Origin of the sequence: Microbacterium pumilum (genome assembly GCF_039530225.1) — a bacterium.
Lineage (GTDB): Bacteria > Actinomycetota > Actinomycetes > Actinomycetales > Microbacteriaceae > Microbacterium > Microbacterium pumilum.
Genome location: NZ_BAAAOH010000001.1, coordinates 23,600 through 42,589, shown reverse-complemented (window position 1 = coordinate 42,589; position 18,990 = coordinate 23,600). Strand labels below are relative to the sequence as shown.

Sequence of the window (18,990 nt, the reverse complement as noted above, 5' to 3'; positions counted from 1 at the left end):
AGGAAGTACGGTCACCGTCATCGCCACCGGGAGCGGCTCAGGTATCGGACGCGCCACCACGGAGCGGCCGATCCCGTGAACAGACGGACGCTCATCGCGGTCACTGCAGTTGCCGTGGTCGCTCCTTCGCTCGCTGGATGCTCGGTGGACTCGAGCGGGACGGCGCCGACGGCCACCGTAACTGCGACGGTCACCGTCACAGCGACGGCGACCCCCGAGCCGACCAGTGTTCCGCAGTCGGCCGGCGATCCGCTTTCATCGTTCGACGCCTGGCTTCTGTGTTACGGCGCCACCTTTGGCGTCATCGGCGTCCCGAACGACGACACGTGGACAGTTCAGCCCTATGACGAGACCGCCGCCCTCGGCGGTCCGATGGTGACAGACAACGGCGACGGAACCTTCACCGTGCTCTTGACGCTCTTGCCGAAGTCCGGCACGGGCTCGGGTCTCGAGGCGATCTGCGACGCCAGCGGGACAATCGGAGACCCGTCGGTCTTCGTCAAGTTCGGCCGCGACATCGGCTGAGATTCCACCGCTGGCGGCTGTGACTGCCTCTGGTTCGCTCCGACCGCAGTATCCGGTCTGCTCAGACCTCGACGCGTGACCCCATCAAAATGGTGCGGTCGCGTGGCAGGTCGAAGTACTGGGCTGCGTCCGCGGCGCCGCGCGCGGTGGCGATGAAGAGGAGTTTGCGCCACCGGGCGAGCCCGGGAACGTTGCCGCGATGCAGGTCGATCGTGGAGAGGAAGTACGACGCGTTGTCGAGTTCGAGCGGGATTTCAAGGTCGTCGGGATCCACCATGCGGAGCGTGTCGGGCACGTTGGGTCGTTCCATGTAGCCGAATCGTGCGCGCACGAGGACGATTCCGTCGTCGGTGTGGCCCAGGGCATCGGTAAGCAGACGGTCCTCGACCGGCACGGTGGGGGTCTGCGCGGTTTCGATTGAGAGGATGATCACGTTCTGGTGCAGCGACCCGAGATGCTCGACGGTCGACCGCATCGCCAATGGTGTGGTTTTGTCGCCGCGGTTGAGGTAGACGGCTGTGCCGGAAACTCGGACGACAGGAACGGTGCCGTCGTGGATTGCGTCGAGGAAGGCATCCAGCGGGCCTTCCACCTGCTCGCGCTGCGCGGTGACGATCTGCCGTCCGCGGTACCAGGTCATGAGAATGACGAATGCGACGACTGCGATCGCCAAAGGGAGCCACGCGCCATGGATCAGTTTTGTGAGATTGGCGGCGAGGAACAGGCCCTCGAAGGCGAGAAGCAGTCCACCCCCGGCGATGACGAGCCACAGCTTGGCCCGCCACGCTTCTCGTGCGTAGTAGAGGAAGAGCGTCGTGGTGATGATGATGGTGCCGGTGACGGCCATGCCGAACGCGTAGGCGAGCGCTGACGAATGCTGGAACGTGAGCACCAGCACGATGACCGCGATCAGCAGGATCCAGTTGATGAGAGGCACGTAGATCTGACCGATGGTCCGTGGTGAGGTGTGCTCGATGCGGAGCCTCGGCAGGTAGCCGAGCTGCACCGCTTGGCGCGTGACGGAGAACGCGCCGGTGATCACCGCCTGTGAGGCGATGACGGTAGCCATCGTCGCGAGGATGACCATCGGAATCTGGAGTGGACCGGGGATGAGGTGGAAGAACGGGCTGGCCACTGTGCTGGGGTCATCGAGAATGAGCGCGCCCTGCCCGAAGTAGCTGAGGATGCACATCGGGAAGACGAGGATGAGCCAGGCGCGGGCGATCGGCAGGCGGCCGAAATGGCCGAGGTCGGCGTACAGCGCCTCGGCGCCGGTGATGGCGAGCACCACTGCGGCGAGGGCGAAGAAGGCTACCGACGGATTGCCGAATGCGAACGCGAGCGCATAGGTCGGCGACAGTGCGAGCAGGATCTCCGGCTCTCGTGTTATGCCCAAGAGGCCGAGCGCGCCGATCGTCACGAACCAGACGACCATAACCGGTCCGAACAGTCGGCTTACGGCTGCGGTGCCGAAACGCTGGGCGGAGAACAGCACGATGATGATGACCACTGTGATCGGGATGACGAAGGCGGCTAGCGGTGGGGCTGCGACCTCGAGCCCCTCCACCGCCGACAACACCGAGATCGCAGGCGTGATCATGCTGTCGCCGAAGAACAGCGATGCCCCGAAGATGCCGAGTGCGACCAGCATGGTCTTGGTCCGTCGGCTGCCGGCGGCCACCTTCTGCCCCACGAGCGTGAGCAGAGCCATGATGCCGCCCTCGCCTTCGTTGTCGGCACGCAGGATCAGTCCCACGTACGCGATGGTGACGATGATCGTCACAGACCAGAAGATGAGGGAGACGATGCCGTAGACGTTCTCGGTCGACACCGGCACCGGGTGAGGATCGGCGGGGTTGAAAACGGTCTGGATCGTGTAGATCGGGCTCGTCCCGATATCGCCGAACACGACACCCAGAGCGCCGACGACCAGGACTGTTCGGGCGAATCGACCTGTCACGGCTGCTGCCACCCACACAGTCTCGCTGTTTGCGCCCCGGTATGCCTAGGTCACGGGTCCGCGGCCGAGGATAATTCCCTCGGAGCGGTCGGGGATCTGTCGTGAGGAGAGTGCAAGGGATATGGATGATCTCGTTGAGGAGCTTCCGGATTACATCGAGCATCTGCGGAAGCTGGGCTACTCGGTGCGAGACGGGCACACCCCTGACCCGGACTTGATCGACCCGCAGGGTGACCCTGTCTATACCTGGCAGGAGGGGTATCCCTACCAGACGCGGATGGAGCGCGACCAGTACGAGCTCGAGAAGTACCGGCTGCAGGTCGAGCTGCTGAAGTTCCAGTACTGGTTGGAAGACAACGGCAAGCGCGCGGTCATCCTGTTCGAGGGGCGGGATGCCGCGGGCAAGGGTGGCACGATCAAGCGGTTCACCGAGCACCTGAACCCGCGAACCGCCCGGACGGTGGCGCTGACGAAGCCGACGGAGCGCGAGCAGGGTCAGTGGTATTTCCAGAGGTACGTGGAGCACCTTCCGACCGCGGGCGAGATCGTGATGTTCGACAGGTCCTGGTACAACCGCGCCGGTGTCGAGCGGGTCATGGGGTATTGCACCGACCGTGAGTACGAGGACTTCATGACCCAGGCGCCGCTGTTCGAGAGGATGCTCGTCGATTCCGGCATCCACGTCACCAAGCTCTGGTTCTCGGTGTCGAGAACCGAGCAGCGGACCCGTTTCGCGATCCGACAGCTCGACCCGGTGCGGCGCTGGAAACTCTCGCCCAATGATCTGGCATCGCTGGATCGGTGGGAGGACTACACCGCCGCGAAGGAGGAGATGTTCCGCCGCACCGACAGGAAGTACGCGCCGTGGATGATCGTCCGCTCGAACGACAAGAAGCGGGCGAGGACCAACGCGATGAGGTTCTTCCTCGGCCAGTTCGATTACGAGGGCCGAGACGACTCAGTCGTCGGCAAGGCGGATCCGCTGCTTGTCATGCGCGGCAAACGGGAGACCGCCGACGAGTAGCCGTGTCGAGAGGTGAGGCGCATTCCCATGATGTCGGCGGCTTCGTCGATGGGCACGAGCCCGACGATGGGGTCCGGGTTGTGGACACCCGCCGGCCGGTAGCCGAGCTCCTCCGAGAGGCCGAGGTAGTCGGCCAGGAGCCACACGATCGTGAGCCACATCTCGGTGCCCTGCAAGCCCGGAACGCCATCCGCGCCCCGCGATCGCGGCGCGAATGCGAAACCCGCGCCATCCACCCAATGCGCGAGGGCCTTCTCGAGCTGCGTGCGCGCCCACAATCGGCCCTCGGCACGCCCCTGACCGGTCTGCTTGGCCGCCAGCCACAGCGGGTGGATGATGTCGAGGATGTTGCAGGCCGTGCAGCCGTCGGCGGTGTCCAGGAACGGGTCGGCGGCGTGTTCGAGCACGGTTCGGATGCTCGCATCGGGGTGGGGGAGCCCAAGGCCGAACTGTGCGTAGGTGCCGCGAGTGAGCCGGTAGAACCCGTTGACCGGCTGCAGCCAGCCGGTGTCATCCTGGCGCGAGCCCCACATGCCGGTGGCCGCGTTCGAGCGGGCGTTCAGCCATCCCATCAGCGCGTACAGCGGTCCGACGCCGCCGTCGTCGAATCGATGCCCGAAGTCGCGCATGTTGATCGCGATCGCGGTTCCGATCGAGTCGACGGCCGCCCCGGACGCCCAGGCATGGGCGCCCCAGTCCCGTGACTCGAGGGCAGCCACGAGTTCGCGGTCCCCGAGCGAATGGACGATTTCGATCGGATGCGCGAAGGTCCTGCCCAGCAGGTCGAGCGCATATCCCACGCTGAGGATGTGGTAACCGGCGGAGCCGTCGAACGGGCGGTCTTCCTGCGCGTACCGGGCCGGGTCCTCGAGGCCGCGGTCCGAGATGTCGCCGTCGGGGATCAGGCCGGTGACGGGATCCTGCAGCGCGGTGAGCCTGCGCGCGAGATCATCGGCGTCGAATCCGAGTGGCGGCTCGCCCGAGACCAGGTGGGCCAGCTCGATGGCGTCGCACCACGGACGGATCGCGGGAGCGAGCGGACCCGCGATCTTCGGCCTGTCGTTGAAGCGTCCGTCATCGAAGGAGCGGCCGAGCACGTCGCCGATCTGTTCGGGCAGCGCGCGTCCGAACGCACCGAGACGGCTCTCGAGGTCCGGCGTCGCGGGCTTCACGTGGTCGCGTCGGTCTCGCAGCTGTCGCGCCGGGTTGCCGGCGACGACCGCCCAGTCGGCGACGTCCTTCGTGACGATGGCTCCGGCAGCGATCACGACGTGGCTGCCGACCCGCACGCCGTCGAGGATCGTCGCGTTCGAACCGATCCACACGTCGTCACCGATCGTGATGCCCTTGCTGAAGATTCCTTGTGTGAAGACAGGAGCGTCGGGCGACATCCGGTGATTGAAGCCGAGGATGGAGGTGTGCGCACCGATGCGCACGCCGTCGCCCATCGTGATCTCGCCGCGGATGACGGCGAACGGGTTCACCGAGCAGTCTGCGCCGAAGGTCAGATTCCCGGTCAGATAGGCGAGAGCGGCGATGTACGTGCGATCTCCCACCTTCAGACCGTCGTCGCAATAGACCGCAGCGTTCGGTGCGATGAAGACGTTCGAGCCGATGACGGCGCCTACGGAGGCGAGGCGGTCCTGCCGCTGCCGCTGGCGGGACCCCTCGTCGGAGGCGGCGTCGTACTCCCACGGCAAGAAGTCGAGTCGGCGCACAGTTTCGTCGTTGGACTGTTCCACGCCTCAACGCTACCGAGTGCGGCCGCCCGCCGGGATGGATGCCGCACGAGATGGCATGGACGATCCGATGGTCGGAGCGCGGAATCGGAGCTATGTCCAGCACCGTCGACGGATTCTCCATTCAGGCTCGGCGTGCGCAGTGGGTAGCGTGGCACAGGTGAGCGCAACGATGCCGATGTCAGGGTCCAATACGGAAGTGAAGCGTCGCGCTGCCGTGTCCATGGACGAGGGCCTGCCCACCAAGCTCTTCGATCACTCCCAGCGAGAGCGGCTGGCGCGGCATCTGACCTTCTTCGACAACTGGGACGCCCGATACATCGAGGTGCTCATCACCGGGTGGGGAGCCGCGAACATCGGGCCTGACGAGCTGGATCGGATGCCGGCGCTCCGTGTGATCCACCACAGCGGCGGGACGGTCCGAGGGTTTCTCTCGCGGGAGGTGTGGGATCGAGGCATCCTCGTGACCACATCGAGCGCGGCCAACGCCCTGCCGGTGGCAGAGTTCACGCTCGCGACCATCCTCTTCGCCGGCAAGGATGTGCTCGCCGTCGCGGACGACTACGCGCGCGATCCCTGGATCGCCCGCGAGGGGGAGCGCTTCGCCTCGATCGGCAATTACAACCGAACCGTCGGGATCGTCGGCGCCTCGCAGATCGGTCGCCGAGTGATCGAACTCCTGCGTCAGTTCGACTGCACCATCCTCGTCTTCGATCCCTACTTGAACGAGGCCGATGCGGCGGCGCTGGGCGTGACAACGGTCTCGCTCCAGGAGCTCTTCCGGAGTAGCGACATCGTGAGTGTGCACGCCCCGCTCCTGCCTCAGACGGTCGGGATGATCTCGGCCGAGCTTCTGGCATCGATGAAGCGCGGTGCGACATTCATCAACACCGCTCGTGCCGGCTTGGTGGATCAGCCCGCCCTGGTTCGACTGCTCGAGCAGGGTCGCCTCAAGGCCGTGCTCGATGTGACCGACCCTGAACCGCTGCCGCCCGACCACCCGCTTCGCGGGTTGCCGAATGTGCTGCTCACCCCGCACCTGGCCGGCGCTCAGGGCAACGAGCTGCGACGGCTCGGCGAGTCCGTCGTGCGCGAGGTCGAGGCGCTCGCCGCCGGCAAGCCGCCGTTGCACCCATTCGGCCCTGACGACCTGGAGAAATCCGCGTGAGCACGGTTCTGATCGTGTCGGGTTCCGGCGACTACAGCGACCCCTGGCATCCGTTCGCAGAAACCTCGGCCCGGCTGGTCGACATTCTGGGGTCGCGGTACGACGTGACTCTCACCACAGATGTCGTCACCGCCCTCGCGGACCTGAGCGCTGGCGGGTGGGACCTCGTCGTGCTGAACTTCGGCAGCGGCGCGCAGGCGCATCCGTCCGACGAGGCATGCGTCGACGGGATCCATCGGTATGTCGCCGGTGGTGGCGCGCTTCTCGCATGCCACGTGGTGGCGACGGCGTTCCCTGACGACCCGCGATGGGAGGAGATCCTCGGCGGACGATGGGTTCGCGGCACGACGATGCACCCGCCGCAAAGCGCCGCCGAGATCCGGATCCTCCCGCTCGAACACCCCGTCACTCGGGGCCTCGACGATTTCGTGCTGTACGACGAGCGGTACAGCTACCTCCGCGTCCAGCCCGACGCCGTCGTCCTCGCCACTCACGAACACGACGGGCTGGAGCACGCTGTCGTATGGGTGAACACGGGGCAAGTCGTCTACGACGGTCTCGGCCACAACGGGGAGTCTTACGACTCCGAGGATCATCGGCGCCTCGTGCTGAACGCGGCCGCGTGGCTCATCGACCGCGAGGACGCGGACACGAGGGCGGAGATCGTCCCCGGTCAGGTGTTCCTCGACGACCGGGGTCGCGTCGCCCAATTGCACGGCATCGGTGTGCAGCCCATCGGAGACCGCTGGTACGCCTGGGGCGAGGACAAGGCAGCGGGGGATCGCTTCACCGCAGTCGTGTGCTATTCGTCGGATGATTTCGCGACCTGGCGGTACGAAGGCGACGCGCTCGCTGCGGGTTCAGGGGAATTGGCCCCCGACCGCATCGTCGAACGCCCCAAGGTTCTGCGGCATCCTGACGGGCACTGGGTCATGCTGCTGCACCTCGACACTCCGGGATATGAGACGGCCCGAGTCGGGTACGCCGTGGCGGACGATCCCGCCGGACCCTTCGAGTTCCGCCGCAGCGAAAGACCTCTCGGCAACGAGTCGCGCGACATCGGGGTCTACCAGGAGGGCGAGGCGGCGTACCTGCTCTCGGAGGATCGCAACAACGGCCTGCAGATCTACCGACTGGCGGACGACTACCTCAGCGCCGAGAGCCTTGTAGCCACGCTGCACCAACAGGATCGCCCGGAGCTCGGCTACGAGTCTCCGACGCTCGTCAAGCACGATGCGCGCTACTTCCTGTTCGGGTCGGATCTGACCTACTGGGACATGAACGACAACAAGTACTCGGTCGCACCTGAGCTCAGCGGACCATGGTCGCCGTGGCGCGACATCGCGCCGGCCGGCGCCAAGACCTATGAGTCACAGGTGAGCGTCGTCGTCCCCGTCGGTGAGGGATTCGTCTATATCGGCGACCGCTGGACCGAAGCCGACCTCGAATCCTCACCGCTGGTCGTGCTGCCGCTGCGTATCACGGATGATCGCGTCGAATTGCCGTGGCGCGAAAGGTGGCGGATCGACGAGCTGCTGGGGTGACCGACTCCGTCGTCGAGCGGCGCATCAGCCGAATTGCAGTTCCCAGAGCCGGCGGTAGCGGCCGTTCGATTCGAGAAGCTCCTCGTGGGAACCGACCTCGATGATCTGGCCCCTGTCGAGCACGATGATGCGGTCGGCGGTGCGAATCGTCGAAAGACGGTGCGCGACGATGAAGGTGGTGCGGCCGAGCATGAGACGCTCGAGTGCATCCTGCACCTTGAGTTCCGACTCCGAGTCGAGGGCGCTGGTGGCCTCGTCGAGGATGAGCACGCGCGGATTGCGGATGAGGGCTCGCGCGATCGAGATCCGCTGACGCTGCCCGCCCGAGAGGCGTGCCCCGCGCTCGCCGACGAGGGTGTCCCATCCGTCCGGCAGCGCGTCGACGATTTCGATCGCATTCGCCTGGGCGAGCGCGTTCTGCACCTCGGCATCGGAGATCTGCCCGAGCCCGTAGGTGATGTTGTCGCGGATGGACCCTTCGAACAGCACCGATTCCTGTGGCACGACCGAGATTCTGCGTCGGACGGTGCGCATGTCGAGCTCGGCCGTGTCCTGATCGTCGAGCAGGATACGTCCTGAGGTGGGCCGGGTGAATCCCAGGATCGAGTTGATCAGCGTCGACTTGCCAGACCCCGACGGTCCGACGAACGCGATAGTCTCACCGGGTGCGATCCGGAGTGTCACCGAGTCGAGCGCCGCACGCGATTGGCCGGGGAACAACATCGAGACCTTTTCGAGCTCGTAGCGACCGGTGATATCGGCGACATGGCGCTTGCCCTCGTTCAGTTCGAGATCCGGCTCGTGCAGCACCTCCGCGATGGAGCGCACCGACTCGCGGCCTCGAGCGACGACGGGCATCAGGCTGAGCACAGTCATGATGGTGCCCGTCAGAATCGTGAAGTACGTCCCCAGCAGGACCACATCGCCGGGCGATATGGGCAGGATGCCCGCAACCGAGAACGCTCCAGCGGTGAGGAGGCATCCGACGGCGAGAAGCTGCATGACGACCCAGCTCAACGCGCCGAAGTGCCCGTTGACCATGTCGAGACTGAGGCCCAGCTCACGAACTCCTTCGGCGTCTTCGGCGACACGGTCGTACGCGACACTCTCCAGCCCGTGCGCGCGCGTGATCGGCATGAGAGTGGTCATCTCGCCGACGCGCTTCGAATACCGCTCCATCTGCAGTCGGAATGCCTCGTTCCGATTGTGTGAGCGGCGGCGCGTGATCAACCACACGCCGATGCCGCAGGGGATCGCGAGGAAGTAGATCGGAAGGAATTGCGGCACCGTCAGCGCAGTCATGACGATAGCGCCGGTGAAGACGACGATCGCCGACCCGAGCGGGTTGCCGACCTGGCCGTACATGAGCTCGATGTTCTCGACATCGCGCACGACCTTGCTCTGCATGACTGCGGCGCTCGTGCGACCGTAGTATCCGATCGACAGCGTCTGCAGGCGTGTCGTCACCGCGTTGCGCAACGTCAGCGCGATCTTTCGGACGATCCCCATGTACAAGCGCGTGAAAAGCACGTGCATCGGATACACCTGCAGCAGCAGCACAGCGCTCACGACCGCAAGGACGCCGATCGATGACAGCGGGCCGCCGGCGACGACGACGTCGACCGCTCGGGCGGTGATGACCGGGAGCAGCCAGATCGCGCTGTCCTTCACGAGAAAGATCGCCGAGACGCCGAGCAGCCGCGTGCGGAACGGACGGAGAAGGCCGAAGAGGGATGCACCAGGTCGTGAGGGATCGAGCAGCACTTCAGGCGGCGGTGAAGTGGTCACCCGCCCTAGCTAAGCCCGGGCTGGGCACGTTCGGCATGGCGTAATCGCGGAGTTGCATGGACGAATGACCAAGCGCTGATCGAGCCGGTGTTCACATGCCGTTCGGGCCACTCCTGAGCTTGAGATTCCGGGGCTCATCGCGGCATGTGGTCTGGCATCGAGATCAGCGTTTTGTACAGGTGCGCGGTTCGTTCGTCCTTGGGCGCCCTCGTCGGGCGGCCGTAGCGTCAGCCCCAGTCTTCACCCACAAAGGAGTGACATGTCCGTCAAAGAGGCTCTTCGATCGGTGGTCACCGGCATCGCTCTGGCGATCGCGTCGGTGCTGGTCGTCTCATCGGTCGCCGCGGCCGAGACCGGCAGCGTGCGCGAGATCGCATTCGTGCCGCTCAGCGTGGGCATGGCAGGCGCGAACCTCGACTTCGAGGGAGGGCTGACGGGCTGGGACACGACGGGGGCGGTCACCTCGCCCACGAGTGGTGCGCAGGACGGCAGCCGCTATGCGGCGCTCCCGGCCAATGCCACCGCGCAGGTCACGATCACCGGGCTGCAGCAGGGAAGCTACAGCCTGACAGGGTGGTTCCGCGGCTCAGCAGGCAACAATGTCGCGAACATCACGGTGTCGGGCAGCGGCGGGCCGAACTCGGTCATGCTCCTCGACGCCAACCTCAGCAGCACCGCGTGGCAGCAGACATCCAACCGGAACGTCCTGGTCTACTCGGGCGAAGTCGTCCTGACCATCACGGCCGGCAGCACCGCACTGAGCGTCGACACTCTCGAGCTGACCCTCGACTCCGCCGACGAATCGCTCGCCAACTGGGGGTTCGAGTCGGGGCTCGATGACTGGAGCGCCAATGCCGGCGTGACCGTGGTCACCGACAACGCCGACACGGGCGAGAAGGCGGTCAAGCTTGCTGCGGGCGGGCAGGTCGCGCAGCAGGTCGCCGTCGAGCCGAACACGCGCTACGGTTTCACCGTCCGTGCGAAGGTCGACGAGCAGGACACCTTTTCGACCGAGAAGACCAAGGATTCGAAAGACCGCATCAACGGCGAGCTGGTGCATCGGGAATCGACCGGCGACCGCGTCAACATCGGCGTCAAGACCCTGGGCGGCACTGTCCTGCGGCAGGCCCCAGCCGGCACCACGGGCTACTCGCTCGTCTCGATCACGTTCGAGACCGGCCCTGACGACCATGCCGTCGTGCTGTACGCCAACACCATCAACGACGCTGCCTATCAGTCCTCCGTGACGGTGTGGAAAACCGAGGGCTCCTACGTGGAAGACCCTTGGACCGGCAACGGTGCCGGGTCGGCGTATGTCGACACAGCCGACCTCTTCGTGATCCACGACGACGAGAACATCCGCGGCGCCGACGTATCGTTCATGCCGGCGATCGAAGACAAGGGCGGCAAGTACTTCGCGAACGGCGTGCAGCAGGATGGCCTCCGGATCCTGTCCAACCATGGAGTGAACTCGATCATTTCGATGATCTTCGTGCAGGCGGGCAATACCGTCTACGACAACAACACCCTCGAACCGATCTACAGCGACCAGTTGGACGCTGCAGGCAACCCGATCGAGTACCGGATGATCGAGGGCTACTTCGACAAGGTTCACACCACCAGGCTCGCCCAGCGCGCGAGCCAGCTGGGCATCAGCTACATGCCGAGCTTCCACTACTCCGACTCGTGGATCAGTGCGGGGAAGGCGTACGCGCCGTCCTCGTGGATCAACACCGACTACGCCGGTAAACGCACGAATACCGACCTCGCCCACATCAAGTCGATCGTGTACAACTACGTCTACGACTTCGTGTCTGGCCTCGTAGCAGCCGGTGTCGACATCGCCGGTGTCAAGCAGGGAAACGAGCAAGACGGCGGCCTCATCTGGCCCATCGGCCGCGGCGCGGCATCCGTCGGTCACGCCTCGATCATCACGGCGACCTGGGATGCCGTCGAAGCGGCCGCTCCCGGCACAGCCCGCTCGATCCACTCCAACAACGGCTATGACGTCCCGTACACCGACGCCATCTTCAACAACCTGACCGCCGCCGGCGCGAAGTTCGACGGTGAGTCGCACTCGCTCTACGGCGGTCGTTCCAGCGGCAACATCATCAAGATGGCGACGGTGCAGAACGCCGATCCAGTGCGCCGCTACCGCGACTATCTCAATGTGGAGACCGGTTTCGCGTTCACCAAATACCTCTCGAGCTTCGACCAGCAGGTCGCGTCGATGGGCCAGTCTGCCTACTACCGCAGCAACCCCAACGGTCAGTACAACTGGATCCTCGACTACCAGCAAGCGGCGCTCGACACGCCCAACCCGTACGGCCAGACTCGCGGGTTCTACTACTGGGAGACCGACTGGATCCCGACACCCGGGGCAGGCAGCAGTCAGACGAGCAACGCGAACGTCGCCGGTCGCATCATGTTCAATAACGGTGACGTCACCATCAAGGAGATGGGCAGCACTCGTTCCGGCAAGGCCGGCGACATGATGGACTCGATGTACGGCTACCTCTGGCGGGGCCTTCCCAAGGCCAAGCCGGTGACGGCCTACTCGCCGCTGAGCTCGGACAACGGCATCGCGGGCGGCGCGTATGCCGTGACGCCGACCGTCCCGACGGGAATCTCGGTCGCCGACAGCGCCATCTCGCTGACGGTGGGACTCAGCCAGCGGCTGAAGCCGACCGTGACACCTGTTGCGCAGGTGCTCACTGACAGCACCGTCCGATACTCGTCCTCCGACCCGGCCGTCGCCTCCGTCACCCACAACGGCTATGTGAAGGCGCTGGCGCCCGGTTCCACGACGGTGACGGCACGGGATGCCGCGGGTCACATCGCGACGGTGAGCGTGACCGTCTCCGCCACGACCAAGGCGACCAATGCCGACCTCGCGGTGACGGCCGGCACGACGACGGTCGCCGATGGTGGCACGGTGACAGCCGCGGTTCTCGCCCGGCTCGATCTGACCGCGACTCTCGCCAATGCGACGACGAAGGTGGTCACCTACAAATCCTCCGACCCGACGATCGCCTCGTTCTTCGGCGAGACGTGGCAGACACCCGTGGGCACGATGAAGCAGCGCACCGATGACTCGTCCAAGGTTCAGCTCGACATCAAGCGCGCAGGCACGACGACGATCACGGTGACCTCGGCCGACGGCGGCGCAACGAAGTCCTTCACGCTCAACACCACCAAGGTGGCCGTGACCTCGATCACGCTGAACAAGACGAGCGCAACCGTGAGCAACAGTCGCAAACTGCAGCTCGTCGCGACCATCGCGCCGGCCAACGCGACGCTGTACAAGGTGAACTGGACCTCCTCCAACCCGGCGGTCGCGAAGGTCGACAAGATGGGCATGGTGACCGCGGTCGCACCCGGCACCGCCACCATCCGCGCGGAATCCGACGACAGCACCACGATGGCGGCAACCTCGGCGATCACGGTCGTGCCGGTGCAGGTCGAGGGTGTGGTGCTCAACAAGACTTCGCTCACCGTTCAGACCGGGTCTACGAAGCCCCTTTCGGCGCTCGTCCTGCCCGAGGACGCCGACAACAAGTCCGTCACATGGTCGACGTCCGACCCGGCGATCGCGACGGTAGGCGCATCCGGCGCAGTGACCGGCGTCCACGCCGGCACGGCCATCATCACCGCCACCACCGCGCAGGGCGGGTTCACCGCACATGCGACCGTCACCGTGCAGACCGACGAAGTGGCGGTCACCGGCATTACCCTCGACCGCCACACGCACTTCTTCGCCTCGGACTACTTCTCGACGGTGAACCCGGGGACCGTCGCGCCGACCATCGCGGTCTCGGCGGCGATCGCTCCGATCGAGGCGACGAAAGACACCGTGATCTGGAAGTCGGACACACCCACGGTCGCCACCGTGAACTCGTTCGGCATCATCACGGCCGTCTCAGCGGGTGTGGCGACCATCACCGCCTCGTCTGAGGACGGCTTGTTCCACGACTCCATCACGGTCTACGTGCCGACGATCAGCGACTCGTTCGACAACCGCACGATCGGCGACACGTGGAGCACCGGCCGTGCGGCGAACTACAGCGGAGTCATGAATGCCGCCGTCATCGACAGCAACGGCGACCAGGTCCTCGCGGCCGTCGGAAGCGGATCAGGTGGTCGAGGCGGCGCGAGATACATCTCTCCCGCCGTGAAGAACGACCTCGTGATCCTCGACTTCGACTGGCATGTCGGGCAACCCACGGGCACGAAGGGCGCGTTCCTCACCATCGCAGACAGCACGGAGAGCCGGTACCTCGGCATCCAATACAGCTGGGCAACCGAACTCGTCTACGCGAGCGGCGGAAAGTCGGGCTCCACATCGGCGACGACGAATGAGCCGCTCGCCAACACGACTCCGGTAGGCACCGGCTTCAACGTCAACAACGTCTGGTACAAGGTGCATGTCGAAATCGACATGATCGCCAAGCAGTCGGTCTTCACGATCACCCGCAAGGACAACCCGGCGATCACCGCCACTCACACGGTTCCGTTCGCGGCCGACACGGTCTACAACGGCAACGTCGCTTCCCTGCAGTGGTGGACGACTCGTGCCCCGAGCGCCACCATGTCGTGGACGACGATGCTCGATGACGTCAACATCTACAAGGCAGCTCCCATCGCGAAGACCGTCACCGTGAATTCGACCGGCATCCGGTTCATCCCGATCACCGGCACGCGGATGACGCAGTTCCAGCTCTCGAGCGGTGTGGTGCCCACCACCATCAGCCAGAACGTGACGTACACCTCCGCGAACACGAATCTGGTGACCGTCACCAGCAGCGGGCTTGTCACGCCGGCCCACCTCTACTCGTCTCTGAACACAGTCGTGTCGGGCACCACAACGGTGCGTGTCGCCTCGGCAGTCGACCCGACCGTCTACGTCGACGTGCCCGTCACGGTGACCAACGAGATCCGCGCCTCGGAATTCTTCTGGGTCGAGGACTCCGACGGCGACTACGTCTACGAAGAGGGGGAGTCCGGTTCGACCATCCCGCTCGACGTGGGTGACGAAGACCAGCTCGTCGCACGCCTCACCGGCGGTGACGGCGCGACCGATGTCGCCGACATCGAGTGGAAGTCGACTGATCCCAGCGTCGTCGAGATCGACTCCGAGACAGGTGAGCTCACCGCGATCGCCGATGGCGTTGCGACCGTCAACGTGACGGTGAGCCTTTACACGGGCGAACCGAAGACGGCGGCGATCACGTTCCGGGTCGGTCCCGCGCCCACAGCGTCATCCATCGCCGTGACGCACCAGCCGACGAAGACGACGTATCAGGTCGGTGAGGAACTCGTCTCCGACGGTCTCGAGGTCACCGCGACCCTGACCGACGGCTCGACGACCGTGCTGGAGGCAGATGAGTACACGATCTCCGGATTCAGTTCTGCACAGCCGGGCACCGACGTGGTCGTGGTGACACTGAAGTCGGATGAGACGAAGAAGACGGGCTTCACCGTCACCATCGCCACCCCCGACACGACGGCTCCGGTTGTCGTGGCGACGGTGAACCCGGCGAGCCCCACGGGTCTCGCGGGATGGTACACCGGCGCTGTCGGAGTCACCCTGTCGGCGACGGATGACGCGGGTGTGGCCTCGATCGAGTACCGGGTCGGCGCCGACGGCGCATGGACGGACTACGAAGCGCAGGTCGCGGCGCCCGAAGGTGCAACCGCGTTCGGATACCGGGCGACGGATACGAAGGGCAACGTGTCTGCCGTGCAGACGGTCACCGTGCAGCGCGACGAGGTCGGCCCGGCGGCGGCGGCCGCCTTCGATGACGCGGACGGCACGACGGAGGGTCCGGTGGCGGTGACGCTCTCGGCGACGGATGCCGCATCCGGGGTCGACACGATCTCGTACTCCGTCGACGGAGGCACGTGGCTCACCTACTCCGGGCCGGTGTCGGTGAGCGGCGCGGGTGAGCATGTCGTGACGTACCGTGCGATCGACGTGGCGGGCAACGTGGGTTCGGTGAAGACAGCCACTGTGAGCATCGTGGCCGCAGACACCACCGCCCCGATCGTCGCCGCGTCCCTCAACCCGGCATCTCCGACCGGCGACGCCGGCTGGTACGTCGGCGCGGTCGCGCTGACGCTGACCGCGACCGACGACCGATCGGGCATCGGCTCGATCCAGTACACGGTCGGCTCGGGCACCTGGACGACGTACACCGGTCCGGTGGCGCTCGATGAGGGCTCGATGGCGGTCTCGTATCGCGCCACGGATGGGAAGGGCAACGTGTCCGACCAGGAGTCCCTGACCGTCAAGCGCGATGACACGGCTCCGGCGGTGAGCGCAGACTTCGACGATCACTCGGGTGCGTCGACAGGCCCGGTCGCGGTCACGCTCTCGGCGACGGACGCCGGCTCCGGCGTCGGATCGATCGCTTACACCTTGGATGGCGGAGCGTGGACGACCTACACCACACCGCTGTCGGTGACGGGTGCCGGGACCCACACCGTCGCGTACGAGGCATCCGATGCCGCAGGCAACGTGTCGGCCGTATCGACGGCGACGATCCAGATCGCCGTTGCCGACACAGTGGCGCCGGTCGTCACCGCCGTCGCGGCGCCCGCTGCACCGTCCGGCCTCGCCGGCTGGTACGCCGGAGCGGTATCGGTCACGCTGTCCGCCGTCGATGAGCGCAGCGGGATCGCCTCGATCGAGTATCGGGCGAACGGCGGGTCGTGGACGGTCTATACCTCTCCGGTCGTCATTCCGGAGGGAATCGTGGAGGTCGAGTACCGCGCCACGGACACCAAGGGCAATGTCTCGGCGCCTGACACGATCACGGTGAAACGAGACGTGACGGCACCGGTCTCTGCGGCGTCGTTCGACGACCAGGACGGGCAGGCGACGGGTCCGGTGGAAGTCGTCCTGACTTCGACGGACGGCGGGTCGGGGGTTTCCGGGGTGACCTACTCGGTCAACGGCGGGGCGAGCACTCTTTACACGGGTGTCTTCGAGGTGGCCACGAACGCGACGATCACGTTCGCCGCGACCGACAGGGCGGGCAACGTCGAGGCGACGAAGTCGGCCGCGGTCGTGTTCGCACCGGTCGATTCGACGCCACCCGTGGTCACCGGCACCACCACTCCCGCGGCGCCGAACGGCGCGAACGGATGGTTCACATCGCCCGTGACCCTGACCCTGACCGCGACCGACACCCAGTCCGGCGTCGACAGCATCACCTACCGTGCCGGATCCGGTGCGTTCACGACCTACTCGACGCCCATCGCAGTGCCGGTCGGATCCACGACCTACACTTTCCGGGCAACGGACGGCAAGGGCAACGTGTCGGGTTTCAAGACGGTCACCGTCAAGCGCGATGAGGACGCCCCCGTGGCGTCATCGACAGCGGCTGCCACCACGGCGACCTCCGCGACGGTCACCGTGATCGCCACCGACGTCGTGTCGGGTGTCGCGTCCATCAGCTATCGGATCGACTCCGGCAGCTGGAAGACGTACACGACGCCGTTCGTGATCACCGGTGCGGGTGTCCACACGGTGGAGTTCGCGGCGACAGACCCTGCGGGCAACGCCGGGACGATCAAGTCGAGTCAGGTCCTCGTCGGTCCTGATACGTCGGCCCCGCTGCTCACCGTCGCCACGAACCCGACGTCGCCCGACGGAGCCAACGGATGGTTCACCTCGGCGGTCACGGTGAGCGCGGCGGCGACGGACGTCTCCGGAGTTGCGAAGACTGAGTACCGCGTCGGCACCGGAGCGTGGGCGGCGTACACGGCTCCGATCAGCGCTCCGGCGGGCACCACGACGTACGGCTTCCGGGCAACCGACGCCAAGGGCAATGTGTCTGCGATCAAGACCGTCACCGTGAAGCGCGACAACACGCTCCCGGTCACCGCGGCATCGTTCAACGATCTCGGTGGAGCCGGCTCGGATCCGGTCAAGGTCACGCTGTCTCGCACGGACACCTTCTCGGGCATCGGCTCCACCTGGTATCAGATCGACGGGGGGACGTGGACGCAGTACTCGGCCGCGTTCTACGTCGAGGGTGCCGGGGACCGCGTGGTGGCATACGCCACGACCGACCTCGCCGGCAACACGGAGACGGTGAAGACGGTGACGGTGCGGATCGCGTCACCCGACACCACCGCGCCGGTGCTGGTGGTGACGACGACCCCCGAGGCACCGACCGGGCTGAACTCCTGGTTCACCGGGACGGTGTCGCTCAAGGCGACCGCCACCGACCCGGCCGTGCCCAGCGCCGCCACCGCGGGTGTCAAGTCGATCGAGTACAGGGTGGGCTCGGGGGCGTGGACGATCTTCTCAGCGTCGATCGCCGCACCGGTGGGAACCACGACGTACTCGTTCCGGGCCACGGACAAGGCAGGGAACGTCTCGGCCACGCACAGCGTCGTGGTCAAGCGCGACACCGTCGTGCCCGTGGCGTCGGCGACCTACACGAACGGTGGGGTGGGCACCGTGCCGGTGACGCTGAACGCGACGGATGCGACGTCGGGGGTGGGGAAGATCGTGTACTCGCTGGATCAGGGTCCATGGACGACCTACGACGCCGTCATCCCGGTGACCGGCGCGGGCAGTCATACCCTGTACTACAGCGCGATCGACAACGCCGGGAACACCTCCGCCACCAGGACCGCCACGATCACCGTCGTCGCGCCCGACACCACAGGGCCCACGGTCTCGGCAGTGACGAGCCCGGCTGCGCCGACCGGCACGAACGGCTGGTTCAAGGGCACAGCGGCGGTGTCGCTCTCCCTCGTCGCGTCCGACTCGTCGGGCGTCGCGAGCCGCGAGTACCAGGTCAACGGTGGAGCGTGGAAGCCCTATACGGCAGCCATCTCGGTGCCCGCCGGTGAAACGACGTTCACCTACCGGGCAACCGACAACAGGGGCAACGTCTCAACGATCGGCACGATCGTGATCAAACGCGACACCGCAGCTCCCGTTGCTACGGCCGCCTTCACGAACAGTCAGGTCGGCACGGTGCCGGTGACCCTGACCGCGACCGATGCGCTGTCAGGCGTCGCCGCGATCACCTACAGCCTCGACCAGGGCGCATGGACCGCCTACACCGGTCCCATCCCGGTCACAGGCAAGGGAACGCACACCATCAGCTACACCGCCACCGACAAGGCCGGCAACGTTTCAGCAGCCAAGAGTGCGAGCATCACCGTCAAGTAGCCCGAGTGCGTCGATGGGCTGCAGACCTCACCCGAGGGTCTGCGGCCCA

Annotated in this window: 8 protein-coding genes; 5 read left to right on the top strand and 3 right to left on the bottom strand. The window is 65.9% G+C overall.

All coding sequences use genetic code 11. The features are described from left to right. Positions 1 to 75: 75 nt before the first annotated feature. A complete protein-coding gene (locus ABD188_RS00140) occupies positions 76 to 525 on the top strand; it encodes a hypothetical protein (protein WP_344057345.1) in 450 nt (149 codons plus the stop codon). Between the two features lie 61 nt (positions 526 to 586). Here ABD188_RS00140 and ABD188_RS00135 read toward each other — a convergent pair whose 3' ends face one another. After that, positions 587 to 2,497 (bottom strand): potassium transporter Kup, encoded by a 1,911-nt coding sequence (locus ABD188_RS00135; protein ID WP_344057343.1) that lies wholly within the window; start codon positions 2,495 to 2,497, stop codon positions 587 to 589. A 109-nt stretch (positions 2,498 to 2,606) separates the two neighbouring features. Here ABD188_RS00135 and ppk2 point away from each other — a divergent pair, with 109 nt between their 5' ends. Further along, positions 2,607 to 3,509 carry a polyphosphate kinase 2 gene (gene ppk2 / locus ABD188_RS00130; protein ID WP_344057341.1) on the top strand — a complete coding sequence of 301 codons (903 nt, stop codon included), beginning with the start codon at positions 2,607 to 2,609 and terminating at the stop codon, positions 3,507 to 3,509. Here ppk2 and ABD188_RS00125 read toward each other — a convergent pair. Beyond that, the gene (locus tag ABD188_RS00125) at positions 3,425 to 5,251 is read right to left on the bottom strand and encodes a DapH/DapD/GlmU-related protein (RefSeq protein WP_344057339.1); all 1,827 of its coding nucleotides are present in this window, start codon (positions 5,249 to 5,251) and stop codon (positions 3,425 to 3,427) included. The genes ppk2 and ABD188_RS00125 overlap by 85 nt on opposite strands. Positions 5,252 to 5,447: 196 nt before the next feature. On the opposite strand from ABD188_RS00125, the gene ABD188_RS00120 reads away from it, so the two are divergent. After that, a complete protein-coding gene (locus tag ABD188_RS00120; protein ID WP_344057337.1) occupies positions 5,448 to 6,416 on the top strand; it encodes a hydroxyacid dehydrogenase in 969 nt (322 codons plus the stop codon). After that, a complete protein-coding gene (locus tag ABD188_RS00115; RefSeq protein WP_344057335.1) occupies positions 6,413 to 7,960 on the top strand; it encodes a ThuA domain-containing protein in 1,548 nt (515 codons plus the stop codon). The genes ABD188_RS00120 and ABD188_RS00115 overlap by 4 nt, the downstream gene beginning before the upstream one ends. A 24-nt stretch (positions 7,961 to 7,984) precedes the next feature. Here the strand turns inward: ABD188_RS00115 and ABD188_RS00110 are convergent, their stop codons facing one another. Next, positions 7,985 to 9,748, bottom strand: coding sequence for an ABC transporter ATP-binding protein (locus tag ABD188_RS00110; RefSeq protein ID WP_344057334.1), 1,764 nt, complete (start codon positions 9,746 to 9,748; stop codon positions 7,985 to 7,987). Positions 9,749 to 10,007: 259 nt separating this feature from the next. Between ABD188_RS00110 and ABD188_RS00105 the strand changes: the two genes are divergently transcribed. Continuing rightward, complete coding sequence (locus ABD188_RS00105; protein ID WP_344057333.1) at positions 10,008 to 18,941, top strand: OmpL47-type beta-barrel domain-containing protein; 8,934 nt, start codon at positions 10,008 to 10,010, stop codon at positions 18,939 to 18,941. The last annotated feature ends 49 nt before the right edge of the window (positions 18,942 to 18,990 follow it).

Excerpts from the sequence above, each read along its gene's own strand:
- ABD188_RS00105 (WP_344057333.1), top strand. The coding sequence starts at position 10,008 with ATGTCCGTCAAAGAGGCTCTTCGATCGGTGGTCACCGGCATCGCTCTG.
- ppk2 (WP_344057341.1), top strand. The coding sequence starts at position 2,607 with ATGGATGATCTCGTTGAGGAGCTTCCGGATTACATCGAGCATCTGCGG.